The sequence below is a fragment of the Microcoleus sp. MON2_D5 genome (genome assembly GCF_036701905.1).
Taxonomy (GTDB): domain Bacteria; phylum Cyanobacteriota; class Cyanobacteriia; order Cyanobacteriales; family Microcoleaceae; genus Microcoleus.
This window is the reverse complement of the sequence record NZ_JAUBRM010000050.1, coordinates 37,450-54,239: the sequence shown is the minus strand read 5'-3', so window position 1 is coordinate 54,239 and position 16,790 is coordinate 37,450. Positions and strand designations below refer to the sequence as shown.

General features: G+C 45.0%; 15 protein-coding genes. 10 read left to right on the top strand and 5 right to left on the bottom strand.

Annotation, left to right across the window (positions count from 1 at the left end):
- Positions 1-494: 494 nt before the first annotated feature.
- Together QUA47_RS19120 and QUA47_RS19115 are read left to right on the top strand one after the other, a co-directional pair.
- On the top strand, positions 495-764 hold the full coding sequence (locus QUA47_RS19120) for a hypothetical protein (protein WP_190663726.1): 270 nt from the start codon (positions 495-497) through the stop codon (positions 762-764).
- 23 nt (positions 765-787) lie between these two features.
- Positions 788-1,459: an ABC transporter ATP-binding protein gene (locus QUA47_RS19115; RefSeq protein ID WP_333403975.1), complete on the top strand. Its 672-nt coding sequence runs from the start codon at positions 788-790 to the stop codon at positions 1,457-1,459.
- A gap of 99 nt (positions 1,460-1,558) precedes the next feature.
- Here the strand turns inward: QUA47_RS19115 and QUA47_RS19110 are convergent, their stop codons facing one another.
- Both QUA47_RS19110 and QUA47_RS19105 read right to left on the bottom strand, forming a co-directional pair.
- Positions 1,559-2,350: a DUF4058 family protein gene (locus QUA47_RS19110; RefSeq protein WP_333431896.1), complete on the bottom strand. Its 792-nt coding sequence runs from the start codon at positions 2,348-2,350 to the stop codon at positions 1,559-1,561.
- A 128-nt stretch (positions 2,351-2,478) separates the two neighbouring features.
- Positions 2,479-2,721, bottom strand: coding sequence for a hypothetical protein (locus QUA47_RS19105; RefSeq protein ID WP_333431895.1), 243 nt, complete (start codon positions 2,719-2,721; stop codon positions 2,479-2,481).
- A 127-nt stretch (positions 2,722-2,848) separates the two neighbouring features.
- Here QUA47_RS19105 and QUA47_RS19100 point away from each other — a divergent pair, with 127 nt between their 5' ends.
- On the top strand, positions 2,849-3,061 hold the full coding sequence (locus QUA47_RS19100) for a helix-turn-helix transcriptional regulator (protein WP_333322222.1): 213 nt from the start codon (positions 2,849-2,851) through the stop codon (positions 3,059-3,061).
- Positions 3,062-3,081: 20 nt separating this feature from the next.
- Positions 3,082-3,294 (top strand): helix-turn-helix domain-containing protein, encoded by a 213-nt coding sequence (locus QUA47_RS19095; protein WP_333102249.1) that lies wholly within the window; start codon positions 3,082-3,084, stop codon positions 3,292-3,294.
- 41 nt (positions 3,295-3,335) lie between these two features.
- Here the strand turns inward: QUA47_RS19095 and QUA47_RS19090 are convergent, their stop codons facing one another.
- From QUA47_RS19090 to QUA47_RS19080, 3 genes are all read right to left on the bottom strand, one after another.
- Complete coding sequence (locus tag QUA47_RS19090; RefSeq protein WP_333431894.1) at positions 3,336-4,811, bottom strand: hypothetical protein; 1,476 nt, start codon at positions 4,809-4,811, stop codon at positions 3,336-3,338.
- Positions 4,808-7,141 carry a Piwi domain-containing protein gene (locus tag QUA47_RS19085; protein ID WP_333431893.1) on the bottom strand — a complete coding sequence of 778 codons (2,334 nt, stop codon included), beginning with the start codon at positions 7,139-7,141 and terminating at the stop codon, positions 4,808-4,810. Before QUA47_RS19085 ends, QUA47_RS19090 begins: the two co-directional genes overlap by 4 nt.
- A 473-nt stretch (positions 7,142-7,614) precedes the next feature.
- Positions 7,615-9,123 carry a UbiD family decarboxylase gene (locus tag QUA47_RS19080; RefSeq protein WP_333431892.1) on the bottom strand — a complete coding sequence of 503 codons (1,509 nt, stop codon included), beginning with the start codon at positions 9,121-9,123 and terminating at the stop codon, positions 7,615-7,617.
- 184 nt (positions 9,124-9,307) lie between these two features.
- Between QUA47_RS19080 and QUA47_RS19070 the strand changes: the two genes are divergently transcribed.
- The 6 genes from QUA47_RS19070 to QUA47_RS19045 all read left to right on the top strand — a co-directional run bounded on the left by QUA47_RS19070 (position 9,308) and on the right by QUA47_RS19045 (position 16,768).
- Positions 9,308-10,741 (top strand): IS1/IS1595 family N-terminal zinc-binding domain-containing protein, encoded by a 1,434-nt coding sequence (locus QUA47_RS19070; protein ID WP_445302526.1) that lies wholly within the window; start codon positions 9,308-9,310, stop codon positions 10,739-10,741.
- A gap of 356 nt (positions 10,742-11,097) precedes the next feature.
- Positions 11,098-12,126, top strand: coding sequence for a phosphate ABC transporter substrate-binding protein PstS (gene pstS, locus QUA47_RS19065; protein WP_333431891.1), 1,029 nt, complete (start codon positions 11,098-11,100; stop codon positions 12,124-12,126).
- A gap of 202 nt (positions 12,127-12,328) precedes the next feature.
- Positions 12,329-13,330, top strand: coding sequence for a phosphate ABC transporter permease subunit PstC (gene pstC / locus QUA47_RS19060; protein WP_333431890.1), 1,002 nt, complete (start codon positions 12,329-12,331; stop codon positions 13,328-13,330).
- 2 nt (positions 13,331-13,332) lie between these two features.
- Positions 13,333-14,313 (top strand): phosphate ABC transporter permease PstA, encoded by a 981-nt coding sequence (gene pstA / locus QUA47_RS19055; RefSeq protein WP_190663736.1) that lies wholly within the window; start codon positions 13,333-13,335, stop codon positions 14,311-14,313.
- A gap of 55 nt (positions 14,314-14,368) precedes the next feature.
- Positions 14,369-15,220 carry a phosphate ABC transporter ATP-binding protein PstB gene (pstB, locus tag QUA47_RS19050; protein WP_333431889.1) on the top strand — a complete coding sequence of 284 codons (852 nt, stop codon included), beginning with the start codon at positions 14,369-14,371 and terminating at the stop codon, positions 15,218-15,220.
- Between the two features lie 276 nt (positions 15,221-15,496).
- Positions 15,497-16,768 carry an APC family permease gene (locus tag QUA47_RS19045; RefSeq protein ID WP_333431888.1) on the top strand — a complete coding sequence of 424 codons (1,272 nt, stop codon included), beginning with the start codon at positions 15,497-15,499 and terminating at the stop codon, positions 16,766-16,768.
- The last annotated feature ends 22 nt before the right edge of the window (positions 16,769-16,790 follow it).

Below are 16,790 nucleotides of genomic sequence, written 5' to 3'. Positions count from 1 at the left end.
CGATCGCGTTTGAGCCAGTCGTCGAGTACATCAAAGATGCCTCTTTCGGTCTGGGCGCGTCCGACTGCGATTGTCATTTACGCAAATCTCCAAATGGATATAATTACAACGGATCTGCCTCTAGTCATTAGTCTCTAACCGTTGCCTCTGCTTAGCAGAAAACAAGTTGGATTATGAACAGAGTTTACTTTTCTTTACCGTATTAACGATTATAGAGGTAATTCTTTACAAGAGCAAGTTTTTATTAAAAAACTTCCGGAGCTTGACTTGTCGGAAGTCCCCGAACCCCCCGAAGCCCTCGAAGCCCCCGAAGTCCTTGCCCTGCATTTGGGAACTTCTACTATATAGGAGTCTTTGCGCTTTGCGTCAGAAGCCCGGTCGCTTCGTAGATATATCGGCCTCAACCTCTTATTTTTCTAAGAAACTGGGTTTCCGTGGGTAAGTCCTATATATATACTGAGGATAGAGCTCCAAACTTAGGTTTTTAAGACTATATGTTCAGCATTGACATCATTGTGAAAAATACGCCCGTCTCGCTGTCGGTGCAGCGGAAGTTGGAGGAGGACGCTGAGACTGTTTACCAGCAGGTGCTGGCGGCGATTCGCAACTCCCAACCGCAAATTTTGGAACTCACCTGCGAGAAAAATCCTGAGAAAAAGGTGGCTGTACTCAGCAGCGAGATTTCTGGGGTGGTGGTTTCTCAGAAATCGGGGGCGTCATCTACAGGCAGATCCCCTGGTTTTGTCTCGATGACAGCAGAATGAGGGCTGGGGGTGTTGGTGCCGATATGAGCCAGTCAGCCGTTGCTGTGCGGGATTTGGGTTTTTGCTGGCCGTCGGGCGATCGAGTGTTGCAAGGTTGCTCTCTGGATGTACCCAAGGGCGAGTTTTGGATGCTTTTGGGCACTAACGGCAGCGGCAAGTCTACGCTGTTGAGGCTGATGGCTGGGCTGCTGCACCCCCAGTCGGGGGAAATTGACCTGGGCGGGCGAGTGGGTTTTGTGTTCCAAAACCCGGATCACCAACTGGTGATGCCGACGGTGGGTGCGGATGTGGCTTTTGGTTTGGTGGAGGAAAAGCTTTCTAACGTTCAGGTGCGCGAGAGGGTGGCGGAGGCTTTGGAGGCTGTGAATTTGCTGGAGTTGCAGCGGCGGCCGATTTATGCTTTGAGTGGGGGCCAAAAGCAGCGAATTGCCCTGGCTGGGGCGATCGCCCGTCACTGCGAAATTCTGCTGTTGGACGAACCGACGGCTTTGTTAGATCCTGATTCTCAGTTGGATTTGGTGGCGGCGGTGCAGCGCTTGGTGAAAAATCGCGGGATTACCGCTTTGTGGGTGACTCACCGTTTGGATGAGTTGAATTATTGTGATGGGGCTTTTTTGTTGGAAAAGGGCGAAGTGGTCGATCGGGGAGATCCGGCGCGTTTGAAGCAGCGCTTGATGCAAAGTCAAGATGTTTAGCTGTCAAGCAATTTGAGAATTAAGTCATTCTGCGAGTGAAATCGCTTCTACAAAAACGAAGTCTGCCTCCGCAGACTAAGAGGATGGCTGCACCCCAAATCAATCTCGCAATCCTCGATCGCGCAACCAAGCATCTGCCCAAATTGTATCGGCCTCTGACAGCGGTGGTATGACTTCCCAGTTGCGATAATCTATCTTCAGGTCGTAACTTGCTATGTCGTAAATTTGAGTGAATAATTCCTGCAAATTGATTATAGGTTCGGTATCGCCCGATCGCAGTGGCAAAGGAAAGGCTGGCAGCGGGTTCTGCACGTTAAAAGCGTACAAATCTGCTTTGGGACGGCGATTTCCCCGACACACCAAAACGCTATAGTGGCTTTCAATGTCATTGCCAATAATTGGCATTTTTTGACCGCGCCGCAATAAATCTATTTCAATTAAATGAGTGCGGCTACCTAAAATTTCTTCTCGCTTTTCTTCGTACATTTGTCGTCCTTTTCCTGTGCGCTTATTGCTAGGCGAGAGGATTTCAATCAGGGTGATTAATTCTTGGTTTCCTCTTTCTCTAATTTCTAAATAGCCTTCCCGAACCTGGTAGGGCATGGGAATAATTACTGTTAATGGTTGTGTAGGCGGTGCTGCAACTGCTACGTTTAATGCTGTTGTTTCTGTTGCAGTTTGCGGCTGTATTACGTTTACGTCAGGAATGCCAATAACGGACAAATCCTCGTCAGCGGTTTCATACATTCTCACTTCCAATGACACGAAATACTTAGGACGCAGTTGGGGAGATAAAAACCTGAAAATTTCACTAATCAGCAAGTGGTGTATCCCAGGCCAAAAGTCGGGATGTTCTAAATACGAATCCATGCCGGGAAAGGGAGATGGCATTGATGTGACTCCTTGACTCAAATCTATTTTCACTTTAGCAACATTTTTTTTGCAAATTAGGGCCGATCGCACTTCCTGTCAAATAGAATAATTCCTATTTGTGGAAGGGCGATCGCACTTTTCAACAATTAAACTTCGATCGCCAATTGTGTTTGAATTGGAACGCTGTTTTCATCCAACACAGACACCGCATTTACGAACACAATTGTATGCGGGACTGCAGGCATTAAGCGGCGCAGCACGTTCAAGTAAGATTCGGCATCGGGGCGGCGGCTGAAACGGGCGACTGTTAACCGCTGACAGTTGGGGAGGTGGCGAATTAGATGCCAAGGTTGAAGTCGATCGCGATATGTCGGTTGTTTTGGTATCATAGGAAAATCCTTCCCACTTTTGTGGGTGGTGAATGAAAGGCGATCGCTCTAGATTTCTCAGGTCCGAGGGCGATCGCTGTTAACTATCTTTATTAAAAGCTAAAGACGTAGCTTCTGTCAAGCATAAATGGGGTTAATACGGTTGCGAGTTCGAGAACTGGCTGAGGAGAAGAGTTGGACGCTGAAAGAAGTTTCCGAGAGAACGGGTATTCCGTACAGCACGGTCAAAAATTACGCGCAAGCTCCTAAGCTGGCAACGGTGGACTACACGGCTTTGCAGAAACTTGCTGAAGTCTTCGATGTGATGGTGGAAGATTTGGTTGAGGTTTTGGAACGGTAAACTGATTTTTCAGCGGGAAAATGGGGTTAATTCGGTTGCGAGTTCGAGAACTAGCCCAAGAGAAGGGTTGGACATTAAAAGAAGTTTCTGAGCGATCGGGCATTCCTTACAGTACGGTTAGAAGCTATGCCCATTCTCCCAAGCTGGCAACGGTAGATTACACAGCTTTAAACAAAATGGCTCGCGTGTTTGATATTGCGATCGAAGATTTAGTTGAGATTTTGGAAGAGTAGGCGATCGCTTAAACTAGGGAGTAGAGTGATAGCTTGGCTGATTAGCGTACTGATGGAGGTAATTGCGGGGTTGACTGTGGGTGACTTAACTCAATTGGAACTCCTAGTTTCTCAGAAAGTTCCAGAACATTATTGCTAAAGTCAGCCGCTCCAGCTAAAACTCCAGCAGTCAATGTGAACAGGGCAACTAAGCGGGTTTTAATTCTCTGGGGTTTTCGCTTTTCAGGAGTATTGATGTCCTCTTGCAAGTCATCCAGATGAACCAATGCTTCTTCACGTTCGGCTTCGGGGAATTCTTGAGCCATATCGCGGAGATAATTGATTAGCCTAGTAATTTCATCAACATTCTGTCCAATATTTTGGGAAAAATTGGAAACAGTACCACTGCCGCTTTGAACAAAACCAATACTTGAATTGGGAGCATTGATTGTTGTTTCGTTAGTAATAGATTCATTTTGATTTTGAGTCATATTAACATTGCCTCCTGTGATTACAGTACCTTTATTATTACCTATGTAGAGCCTAGACTGTATCCTGATGTGTTCAGAAATTTCTACTTCTAGAATGTCAGTGTCAGACCGCAATCTAGTCAAACTTTGTAAGATAGTCTGCATATTATGTATATGAGAAAATCCAGTATCAGATTGGGTAGAAAGTTGAGCTTGCAGGTGCTGAGTGACAGTATGAAGATTGTCGCAGGTAGTCTTGAGCCATTCTACAGATTTCTGGGGATTATCACAGATTTGTTCACACTCATTCCATATTAACTGAAGAGTTTGAGCGATGGCTCTTTTTAGGGCAAAGAAGAGGAGAGCGGCTCGCGCACTATCCTGTACGGAGTTAGAAAATTCAATACAGTGTTCCAATAATGCTTGCTCGATTGATCGTTCTAATTGAGTTAATCCCAAAGTTTGGGCAAGAGTGGGTTTAATGCTACAAAGCCATTTGGCTAAAGCAAGATCATCAACAGTCATAGCCTTGACTAAAGGCAAACTTCTTGCTCTCCAATTCACTGAGAGGATGCTTGCAGCATAAGCACTGAGCAAAAATGTCCAATGATCACTCTGGATTAATCGTTGCTCTCCTTTGGTGAGGATATCTCGCAACCATTTTGAATGATCGGGCTGACTTTTGTAGTAGTGGCTAATGCCTAAAGTAATACCAAGCAATTCTGTAGGACGATAGAAAAACGATGTCCGATCTGCGGGAAAATGGTTCCGACCAGATAATCTAGTTAATCCATTTGCCCAGCTTTCGAGAAAATCTTCACTAAATTGTCTGCCACAGGCAAGACTATAGCCTACGGCTGCCAGAACAGGTACTTCACTAAAGCGGTTAGGTGATAGTTTTGTTATGTCTATATCGTTGGCTACTTCAAAGGGAATATGACTGTTTGTTTGATGAAAAACATAGTTAGCAAAACAGCTTTCTGGTGATTCACTGTGATAGTTCGCCTGTAAATACTGTGCAATGCTTTCTAACTGAGAATTGAAACAGTTCCTAATTACATCTCTCATAGGAACCATTTACTTGCACGAAGTTTGATATTGAGCATTGCAGGCGACCATCCCCGAACATCCTGTAGGCGAGCGAGTAAACCCGCAATAAGTTCAGAGTAATAGATGGTTACAGGATCGGATGCGGGTAATAATGATTTCCAAGACAACGAAGTAAACTTCAGCACTTGTTCGCTGAGATACGTCAGATCATAGTAGGTCGATTTAGGATGAAGATGAATAAGTAACGGCGTCGGTAGAGGTGTGCTGGGTCGCTTAATCAGCTTCGCTCCATTTGTACTTAGCAAGCGAGTGTAGCGCCCAAGTTGCAGAATAGTACCTCGTTCTGGTGCATAAATACCTTTGCGTTCGCCTTCTTTTACGTTAACACCCTGTTGAGATTTATCGAGCATTGTGAATGGGTGATCGTGGGAGATTGTTAAAAACGCGAATTCAACATTTTGTTCGTTACCGACTTGATCGACACACTCAGCAATAATATTAGCAACGTCAACATCTTTAAGTGGCCTCGCAGCGTGAAATACCAGTCTTACCTTATCATCTGGTTGCCAGCCATTGCGATTCTTTATTTCCTGCAAGATTGAGAGAGTGGAACTCCTTAATACATTAGGATATTCATCGTAAGTACAGTCTTTAGACAAATTCCCCAAAAGGTAATTACCATCTCCTCGAAACACTGTGGTAATTCCCACAAATCGCTGTCGTTCCGTAAATCTACTACCTGATAGTTCGCAGGTGCCAACACCAATGACCAGTTCGTCATGAATAGTCAGATCGTGATCGACAGTCCAAGGTACACCATTCATTTTGGCATAAAGTGCAACCGTCAGATTTTGTAAAGTGTATTGTAGATCATTTTTCGATTGATTTATTGTGGCTAAACGAACCTCTTGAACTGGAATACCTGCCATTAATAAAAGTGATTTGGAGTGGATGTAGGGATTCTCGGAATCTGGTAGCCGTGTATGGTTATCCAGAAGCACTACCATTGCGGCATCAGGCATAATCTCTCGGCTAGCTAAAGTTAGTTCAATTGTGTCCCTATAAACAGTGGCGGGTTTATTTTGTGTATTTTTAAACCAGGGAATAGGCTGTAATATAAACTTCGGATTAACAAGACTAAAGATTTTTGCAAATCCGCCAGTATACCTGGACTTTTCTTTCCACTCTACCTTCCCATACTCATCATTTTCTCTCTTCTTAATGCTGATGCCGTCACGTAAGGTAGCGATAAAGTTTTCAACTGATCCTTGTTCTGTATCTGGGAAAAAAACAATTATTTCTGGAGTCTTCTTAGAAAAAGTTTGACGGCTAAATGGTCCATATTGCTCGATGCCAACCCAAGCGTAAGGCGATCTTTTAGTCCGTGCCGCATCAAAGCAATACTCAACTGATGATCCTGTAATTACAGACTGATATTCTTTCGTATTTATAGCTTCAATGCGCTCGCCAATTTTTCCTTGTAAACCGGGTGCGATATCCAAAGGCGAGTTAGAGGCTAAAAACTTGTGCATTGTAGTAATAGTGGTATCAACAGCAGGGCCAATCAATAAGTTACTCTGCTCGTTATTAAGCGCCGACTCGAAATTTTTGTACTTATAGCCAAGTATGGCTTTCAGACAACTACTAAACGAGGCTTTAGAACCTTCTAGCCAAACTTCTTCCTCATCAATGGAGTCTATTTTGTCAAAGGAATCAGAAAGATAAACAATTTTTTCTGAAAGACGATCAATGCGCCCAACTAAGCGTCGCTGACCACGAGTACATTGACGGCGAATGACATATAAGTCCCGAAGCTCAACACCCTCATTTTGAAGTGTGCTTAGGGATGCCTGAATTTGCCAATTAGTTTTGAGGCGAAGAAATAATCCAATACCAGATTCATCGTTCTGAATCTCAAAAATTTTTGGTTCAAGAATGTATTTGGGAAAAACCTTGAAACTAGAAATAATGTCGGGTAAATTCTTGACAGTGCTAATAACTTCACTGATAAGTTCTTTTTTTTGAGCAAGGAAAGTAAACGGTTTGTGCTTTAACGGGTTATATCTTGAGAAGATAACTGGCAGTAAGTAGTTTATCCTACTGCTTAGAAACTGCAAATGTTCGTTACAGATAAAATCCTCCCTTTGACCAAAGGGTTTCTGGGGATTTGTGACCTTGGGAATACCGTACAGTTTGCCTTTTCGCCAGTGAAAAAACCACTCATCTCCCAGTAATTCTATAAAACTTTTTAATTCCTGGCTGTTCGGTAGGTTTTGCACATATGCTTTGAAGGTTGGTGCAGAAAGTTCTACCTTGAAACCGTTGAGTTGAATATCCAATTTACTCATAAATATACTTATATTTAAATAGAAGTTTTAGGATTTGTATTATAGGTGATTACTCAATAATATGAAAGTGATAAAACTTGCATTATTGGAAATAATATTACATTTCAAGTATGTAGTTTTATACTCTATAAGGAGTCTTCTATATTATTTTAGCGTTGAAAACTTATAGGTATGCTACATAAATAAAGTAGTGATTACCGTACTTGCCTTTAGTGGGATCACCCATCGTTGTAGTAGGACACCTAGTCTCAGCCGAAATAATTTAGATTTGGTTGCATTTTCTCAGCTATATGACTAACTTTTTGGTTAAAGGTGACTTACTTGTGCAGGTCACTGGTAGTTTAGCATTTCCTAAAAAGCAAAATCGCGCCCCTAAAACAAGAAGCGCGATCGCCTATTTTCCCGCTTCTCCCTCCTCCTCTACAGCCATTGTGGGACAGGCGTCTCGCCTGTCATTTTCTGCGTTTCCTTCCCTACCTCATCTCATATCCAAACAAATTCGGATCGACTTCTCCCAAATTCAAATCGGCCAAACCATACTCAGCCCAACGCCTTTCTACCATCGCCGCCACATCAGGATCAGACTCCAAAACTTCCCCCCACTCGTGATCGGTTTCCGGCGGCATCTTCGTAGTCGCATCAATCCCCATTCTGCCTCCCAAACCAATCTTTTCACTGGCAAAATCTAAGGTATCAAAGGGCGTATTCGGCAGAATAAACACATCCCGAACCGGATCGACTTTAGAACTAATTGCCCAAACTACTTGACGCGGGTCGCGAATGTTGATACTTTTATCGACAACAATCACAAACTTAGTGTAAGTAAACTGCGGTAATGCACTCCAAAATGCTAAAGCAGCCCTGCGCGCTTGACCGGGATATGCTTTATCAATCGAGATAATTGCCGCTTTATAACTCAGGGCTTCCATCGGTAAGAAGAAATCGACAATTTCCGATACTTGCTGCCGCAAAATAGGGGTATAAATACGGTTAAGCGCGATCGCCATCATTGCTTCTTCTTTCGGCGGCCGCCCGCTAAATGTGGTCAGATAAATCGGGTCTTTCCGGTGCGTCATGCAGTGGAACCGCACCAGTGGGGAATCTTCCACGCCGCCGTAATAACCCATGTGATCCCCGAACGGCCCGTCGGGCAGAACTTCCCCCGGCGTAATCGTTCCTTCTAACACAATTTCCGACTCCGCCGGTACTTCCAAATCTACCGTTTTGCACTTGGCCAATTGCACGCCGGAACCGCCGTAAAGTCCGGCAAATAACCATTCAGATAAATCTACAGGAATTGGCGTTGCTGCAGCGAGAATAATCAGGGGATCGACTCCAAGGGCGATCGCAACTTCCAACTTTTTACCAGCCTGCGCCGCTTTCCGCAAGTGTCGCGCGCCGCCCCGCACCGATAACCAGTGTACAGTCATCGTGTTTTTTGACTGCAACTGCAACCGATAAACCCCCACATTCGGCGTACCCGTTTCGCAATCTTTGGTAATTACCAAACCCAGGGTGATAATTTTGCCCGCATCTCCCGAATAAGGGCGAATCATCGGGATTTTGTTCAAATCCACCCCTTCTCCCTCAAATACCACTTGCTGACAAGCTGGGAAAAAGTCTCGGCCCGGTTTGGCTTTCACTACGTCGAACAGCACTTTGCCGAATTCTATCGCTTGGGAAATCTTTTTCGGCGGTTTTGGCTGTTGCAGCATTCCCAGTTTTTTGCCGAGCTCTTCTAGTTCGATCGGTTTTTCCATGTTCATCGCCCAGCAAACGCGCTCTTCCGTACCCAACAGGTTGATTGCAACGGGGAATTCGGCCCCTTTGACGTTTTCAAACAGCAGTCCAGGACCGCCTTTTTGCAGCATTTGGTTGGAAATTTCGGCAATTTCGAGGTCGGAATCGACTAAGGCGCTAATCCGGCGCAGTTGTCCCCGTTCTTCGAGTAGTTTTAGGAATCCCCGCAAGTCTCTAGCCATTTTTTTTAAGAATTGTTAACGTTCTTTTGTTATTATGAGCCGATCGACTGCCACAAGTTACTCCTGAACCGCTCAAAAGATACGTGTTTAACGAACCGCGAAGACGCCAAGGGCGCGAAGGAAGAGAAAGAAGAAGATAGGTAATGCCTTGTTCGGTTCGGGAGTAGGCTGCATAATGGGTTACATGAAATGTCCAAGATGCGAATCTGACCAAGTTCGTAAAAACGGCCGTCCCAACGGGCACCAGCGGTATCTTTGCAAAGCTTGCCGCAAACAATTTTTTGAGCGGTTGAGTCCGCAGTCTTTCAGTCGCAAATGCACCGAAACACGGTTAAGCGAAGCTATCCCGAAGGAAATCGCCCCTGCAACCACCACAGAGTCCGGCGGGATTGCGATTTTGCTGTTGGATGCCGAAAATCTGAAACTTAAGGTTAATACAGAACAATTTTTAGCCGGTTTGTGCGACTATCCCCTGCAAGTTAAAATTGCTTTTGCTAACTGGAAAAACCCGAGTATGGGCAAGTTGGATGCTGAACTTTACGATCGCGGTTACGAACTGATTCACGTTCCGGGCGGTGCTAATAGTGCTGATGGTAAAATGATTGCTTTTGGCGCTGCTATTTTATATCGATATCGGGATGTGCGACAAGTTTTTGTCTGTTCTTCTGACGGTTTGTTAAATCATCTTTGCAATCAGTTGCAAAATCAGGGATTGACTGTGTTTCGGGTGCGTCGGCAAAATTCGGTTTTGTCTGTAGAAAATCCTCTGACTGGTGATACTCATCATTATTCTTGTGAGAGGGAACTGGAAATCCCTAGTTTTGAGGAATTGGCTAATCAAGTTGCAGAGTTGTTGAAAGCTGAACACAAATCTATTGATGAGCGAATCGCTCGTTTTTCTAGTGTGGCGGAGCTTTTTCAAGAGCGCCGAACTATTGTTTTCCCTTCTACAAGTTCCCCCGTAGCAGCACTGTCGGAGCCAGCACAAAACGAAGTTACCCCGGTGCTTGAAGCATCTTTGGCAACCGTTGCTGTTCCTCCAAATATTGCGGAGCAAAATTTTCCCGAAATAATACCTGCTGTCAATTCAAATGCTATTGAGTCGCTGGATGTTTTAAAAACTATACTTGTAGAAATAATTGAATCTGCCCAAATTGAGTTGAAAGAGGATGCTATTCCTGTAACAAGAATTAAAAAATGTTTTTTTGCTAAATATCACTCTCCTGCTGATTTAATTGTAAAAAGTTTTTTGGGTAGAACTTCGAGTTTGATCAAATTTTTGCATTTGGAATCAGCTACTTTTAAAATAATATTAATCGGTACCGAACATCAAGTGGGACTCGTTCAAAAACCATCGAGTTCAAAAATTGAATTATCTGCCGCCCTTGAAGCATCGGTAGCAAAAATTGTACTGGCATTAACTGCTGAATCTCCAGGTAGTTACATTCCGATTCCCCAGGTAGCCGGCGAATTTAAAAAGCAATACGGTCAACCAATTACTAAAAAGCTGAAATCGCTGGATTTGGGCACCAAATTTCCAGATTTTTTGCAGTCCTGTAAAACATTTAAAGTTAAGAAAAAAGGTAAAATTTATGAAGTGGCGATCGCACTTCCCTAGCTTTTTTATAAATACGGCCCTACCTGGGCTGTAAATCGCCCGCCGAAGTATGAAATTAGCCGAGTGCGATCGGACAAATCATTTTTTACGGCGGTCGCCAATTTCGAGCGTCAATCCTACGCGCAATAACTCCAATAAAACTCGCAGCAGTTAACGGTCAAAAACTTAATCTAATGTTAACCTTAATTTAAAACAAGCTTATTGTTATTGCACCCATTTCTTAATAGTTAAAACTTTAATCTAAAATTAACCATAATTTAAAACAAGCTTATTGTTTCCTATGTCTTTAATTAGGGATTTTAGTCTATCCTATGTAGGATTCCCAAAGCCTGCTATCAATATTGAGGACGAAAATTATGACTTTCTTCACAGCACGTTGGCGGCGTGCTTTTATAGTTACGCTAGCGGTAGCAGCATTTTCGCTCTCGTTGATTAGTTCTGCTGTAGCTGCTGTCACACTAAACGGTTCGGGAGCAACTTTCCCTAAACCTCTTTACGATCGCTACTTCTCTCAGATGAGAAGTGCCAATCAAATTACTGTAAACTACGAAGGAACTGGCAGCGGTGCTGGTATCAAAGCATTAATTGCAGGCACTGTTGATTTCGCAGGCAGCGACGCGCTGATGACTGCTGCACAAATCGCTGAGGTAAAGCGCGGCGTCATGGCGGTTCCGACTGCTGGCGGCGCTGTTGCAGTTGTCTACAACTTGCCCGGAGTGACCAATCTGAGGCTAAATAAGGATGCCATGAACGGCATCTTTGAAGGCAAAATTACCCGCTGGAACGATCCTAAAATAGCGGGAATTTCTGGACAAGCTAAAGGCTTGCCAAATACTGCAATTCGAGTAGCTGTACGCGCAGACAGCAGCGGTACAACGTTTATTTTTGCTAACCACTTGCAGGCAACTGGTAGCAGCATCAAAGCTGCCGCTCAGCCGAGTTGGCCCGGAAGCCCTGTCAGCGGTCAAGGAAACCCCGGCGTAGCTGCTTTGGTGAAAAATACAGCGGGTGCGATCGGCTACGTTCAAGATACTTATGCTCGGCAAAACAATCTCCAAACAGCATTTATTCAAAATAAAGCTGGCCGGTTTGTAGATCCTAGCTTGGCTGAAGCAGAGAAAGCTTTAGCAGGGGAAACATTCCCCGCAGACTTCCGCTTAGTAGAAGGCAATCCTAACGACGGTTATCCGATTGTTGGCTTGACTTGGCTGTTAATCTACAAACAGTATCCTGCTGCGAAAGCAGAGGCTATTAAAAAGATGGTTAATTGGGTGATGACTACAGGTCAAGGTATCAACAAACAGCTAGAGTTTACTCAGATTCCTTCAGCTACAGCTCAAAAGGTGGTTCAAACAGTTAATCAGACTGTGGTTGCCAGAAATTAATTGGGGCGAGCGCACGGGGTTAGGAGTGGACGAGTTAAATGTATGACTCAAAACTCATAAATTATCAGGTTAATGTGCGCTAATTTTACTATGTAAGGTGCGAGCTGCACCCCCTAGAAACCAGGTTTGCAGCGCGCACCAACCCCCTTAGAATTACTCGTGTTTTAAGCAAACATTTCGCTTTTTACGCAATAATTTCGGTATGACCAATACTTCCAAAAAACGTAAACAAGTGACGCGAAAATCGGCAGAAATAAACACAGCATTAGACTTGACAGATACTTCTGGCGAAGGTTTATGGATCGAGTCAGGATTTACAGTGTTTGTATGGGCTTTTGCCTTAGCGACAGCGGGCACGCTGTTCTGGATAAGCGCGATAATTTTTAAAGATGCTTGGCCAGCTATTAGCAATTTTGGACTCTCCTTCTTGTGGAATCCCAAGTGGGATATCGGCGAGTTGCAGTTTGGGGCATTGCCGTTTATTTACGGCACTGTGATTAGTTCTGCGATCGCCATAATCATCGCACTTCCTTTAGGGCTGTCAGTAGCTATAGTTACTAGCGAGAACTTCTTACCCCCTTGGGTGCGATCGCCCTTGGGATTCATGGTTGAATTAATCTCGGCTATTCCCAGCGTAATAGTTGGCCTTTGGGGAATCTTTGTTTTGATTCCCTTTTTGTTGCCATTGCAGCAGTCATTGTTTGATAATTTCAGTTGGTTTCCCCTGTTCAGCAGCGAACCTTTAGGCCCCGGAATGCTGCCCGCAGGAATACTGTTATCGATTATGATTCTGCCCACAGTAGCCGCCATCAGCCGCGATGTATTGCTATCTGTTCCAGTAGATTTGCGAAGTGCTTCGATGTCCCTCGGGGCCACCCGCTGGGAAACAATATTTAAGCTGTTATTACCAGCAGCTAGTTCAGGAATTATAGGCGCTACAATCTTGGCATTGGGGCGCGCTTTAGGCGAAACAATGGCCGTCACAATGGTGATTGGCAACTCGATTCAAATTAACAAATCGCTGCTAGCTCCCAGCTACTCAATTCCTGCTGTTTTGGCAAGTCAATTTCGGGAAGCTCTCGAACCGCTGCACATTGGCGCTTTGATGTATTTAGCCTTGATTCTATTTGTCATCACTCTGTTGGTGAATGCAGTGGCAGTATTGCTGGTTAAGCTAATGGGCGTTAAGGGAGCTAAAAATTAAAAATGACTCAAGCACAAAAATCAAACAGTATTCTGGATGCAGAAATCTACAACCCCCTGTCACTGAGCAGAACTTTGTTCAGCCGGGGAATGACACTTATTGCCTGCTTTCTCACAGCTCTTGCCGTGCTACCTTTGTTCGCTATTCTGTACAAAATCTTGGGGGAAGGGCTTACACATTTGAGCTGGGAAGTGCTAGTATCTTTGCCCGCACCCGTCGGAGTTGAAGACCAGCCCAACGGCTTTGCCAATGCCATTCTCGGCACTGCTTTAATGGTGGGAATTGCGACATTAATCAGCGTCCCTATCGGCGTAATGACGGGAATATTTTTGTCCGAGTTTGGTAGAGAAAACAAAGCGATGGCCAATGGTATTCGCTTTATCACCGTCATTCTCAGCAGCGTTCCCTCGATCGTAGTTGGCGTCTTTTCCTACGCCCTAATTGTCGTTACCACCAAAGCATTTTCATCCTTAGCAGGCGGTTTTGCCCTCGGCATCATCATGCTTCCAGTTGTTGCTCTGACAACAGAACAAGCATTAAAATTAGTGCCTACTTCTTACCGCCTCGCTTCTGCTGGTTTGGGAGGCGGACGCTTTCAAACTATGTTTCGCATTATCATACCCTCAGCACTTCCAACTATTACCACAGGTATTTTACTCGCTGCTTCCCGGGCGGCTGGCGAAACGGCGCCGCTGATTGTAACGGCGTTGTCAAGTCAATTTTGGCCTCCTTTAGTTGATAAATTGGGCGAGATAATGCAGTCTCCCATAGGTGCAGAAACTATCTCAAAACTCAAAGAAATTCCCGAGACACTGCTGACTCCGACTCCTTCTATGTCAGTATTAATATATAGCTACGCCAGCTCTCCTTATAAAGAGCAGAACGAATTGGCGTGGACTGCTGCCTCTGTCCTTTTGGGTATGGTTTTAATTGCTAGCGTCGCATCCCGTACAGTAACTCGGAAACGCTTGCAAAACCGATAAATCAATAACTAAAGTGCATCTTTCAGTCAAATATTAACAATATAAGCCGCAAATAATGAAACCTAAAGCTAAGTTGAAAGCAGAAAACTATACAGATCAATTCCTAGAAGATGCCACCCCGGAAATTGACCCCAATGCAATGCCAGCCCTGCGGGTTCAGGACTTGAGTTTTTATTACGGAACTCACAAAGTCTTAGAAAATTTATCGATGAATATCCCTCACCCGCAAATTACGGCGATTATTGGCCCTTCAGGTTGTGGCAAATCTACCTTCCTCAAAGCTCTCAACCGGATTGGTGAATTGGAGGGAAAGGTTCAAATTAAAGGAAGAGTAGAGTTTTTTGGACAGGATATTTACAGCCCGAAAGTAAACATTAATAGTTTGCGTCGCCAAATTGGGATGGTGTTTCAAAGGCCGAATCCTTTTCCGCTGAGCATCTACGATAATATTGCTTACGGGGTGAGAATTTTTGGTCGCAAAAGCAAAGCAGAATTAGATGAAATTGTGGAATCTGCACTTAAAAGTGCGGCGCTTTGGAATGAAGTCAAAGACGATTTGAATAAATCGGCTCAGGGGATTTCGGGCGGACAGCAGCAGCGGCTTTGTATTGCTCGCGCTTTGGCGGTAAAGCCAAAAATTTTGCTGATGGATGAACCTTGTTCTGCTCTCGATCCGATTTCAACGATGAAGATTGAGGAGTTGTTTCAGACTCTGCGGCAGCAGTTAACTGTTGTGATTGTGACGCACAATATGCAGCAGGCGGCTCGTGTTTCTGATTACACGGCATTTTTTAATACTGATGAAAGTCGCATCGGCCGGCTGGTTGAATTTGGGCCGACAAGTAAGATTTTTACTTCTGCGGGCAATTCGAGTACGAGAGATTACATTCAAGGCCGTTTCGGTTAATACCAGGGTGTTTTGCTTTCTCTCACTCGCTATATTATGACAGGGGCTTAAGTCCCTGTCTCACAGTTAAAGTTCTCTTAGGAAAACTCTGAAATAGTAATAGTATTTGACTTACTATTAACTCAGATTTGGCAACATTCTCAATAAGTATTTCAGTCCTCCTAGCTGGGGACTTGATTTTGGAGGCGGGGGTTTAAGCCCCTGCCGGAATTATTGCAAATATTACTAGATGTAACCTAATATCAGTATGGCACTGAACAGAAAACCGCTATATTTATGTCTTCACCACTTCTGAAGCGAGAGTTAGGTGTTTTCGGCGCAACTCTCATGGGCCTGGGATCAATTCTTGGCACGGGAGTATTTGTGAGTATCGGGATTGCAGCGGAAGTTGCTGGGCCGGGAGTGATTTTGGCTGTGGGTATTGCGGCTTTAGTTGCTGTTTGCAATGGCCTTAGCAGCGCTCAATTAGCGGCAAATCATCCTGTTAGCGGCGGTACTTATGAATATGGCTACAAATATCTCAATCCTTGGCTGGGTTTCACTGCCGGCTGGATGTTTCTGTTGGCGAAAACGGCTTCTGCGGCTACTGCTGCTTTAGGTTTTGCGGGGTATTTTTTAAATGCAGTTGGTGTAGCCGATCGCACTTACCTGATCCTAACAGCTTTAGTCGCCCTCGCCGCCCTCACTTTAATTGTATTGACGGGAATTAGGCGATCGAATATTGCCAATACTGCCATAGTCTCCGTTACACTTCTATCCTTAGCGGTGTTTGTTGCTGTCGGTTTGCCAGAGGTAAGGTGGGAAATGCCCGCCCTACAGAATGATAGCTCGATCGGCTCCATCTTCCAGGCCACCGCCCTGATGTTTGTCGCTTATAGCGGTTACGCCCGCATCACCACAATGAGCGAGGAAGTGCGGGAACCGAGGGAAACCATTCCGAAAGCCATAATTTTTACTTTGGTGCTGACAATGCTGCTTTACGTGGGGGTAGCAGTAGTTGTCGCAGGCGCGGGGGGAGCCGATAAATTGTCTTTACAACCAGGCGGTACGGTTGCACCCCTGGAAGTCATCGCGCGCAGTTTCCCAATTCCAGGAGTTTCTCAACTGCTAGCCGTCGGCGCAATTACCGCTATGTTGGGAGTCTTGCTGAACTTAATTTTAGGGCTGTCGCGCATCTGGCTGGCGATGGGGCGGCGCTTGGATATGCCGAGAGTCTTGGCGCGGCTGAATCCTTCGGGGACAACTCCCTACGTGGCTGTGGTGGTTGTCGAAGTTACGATCGCACTTTTAATCCTCGTCGGCGATGTCAAAACCACTTGGTCATTTAGCGCTTTTAGCGTTTTGATATATTACGCTATCACCAACCTCGCCGCGCTGCAACTTTCCCCCGCCGAAAGGCTTTATCCGCAGTGGTTGGCTTGGGCGGGTTTGGGGAATTGTCTGTTTCTGGCTTTCTGGGTGGAGAGGGAAATTTGGCTGACAGGATTGGCATTAATTGCCGCCGGTTTAATTTGGCGGGCGATCGTCCGACTCCCGGCGACAAACTAGAATTGTGATAAATTGAAACAGC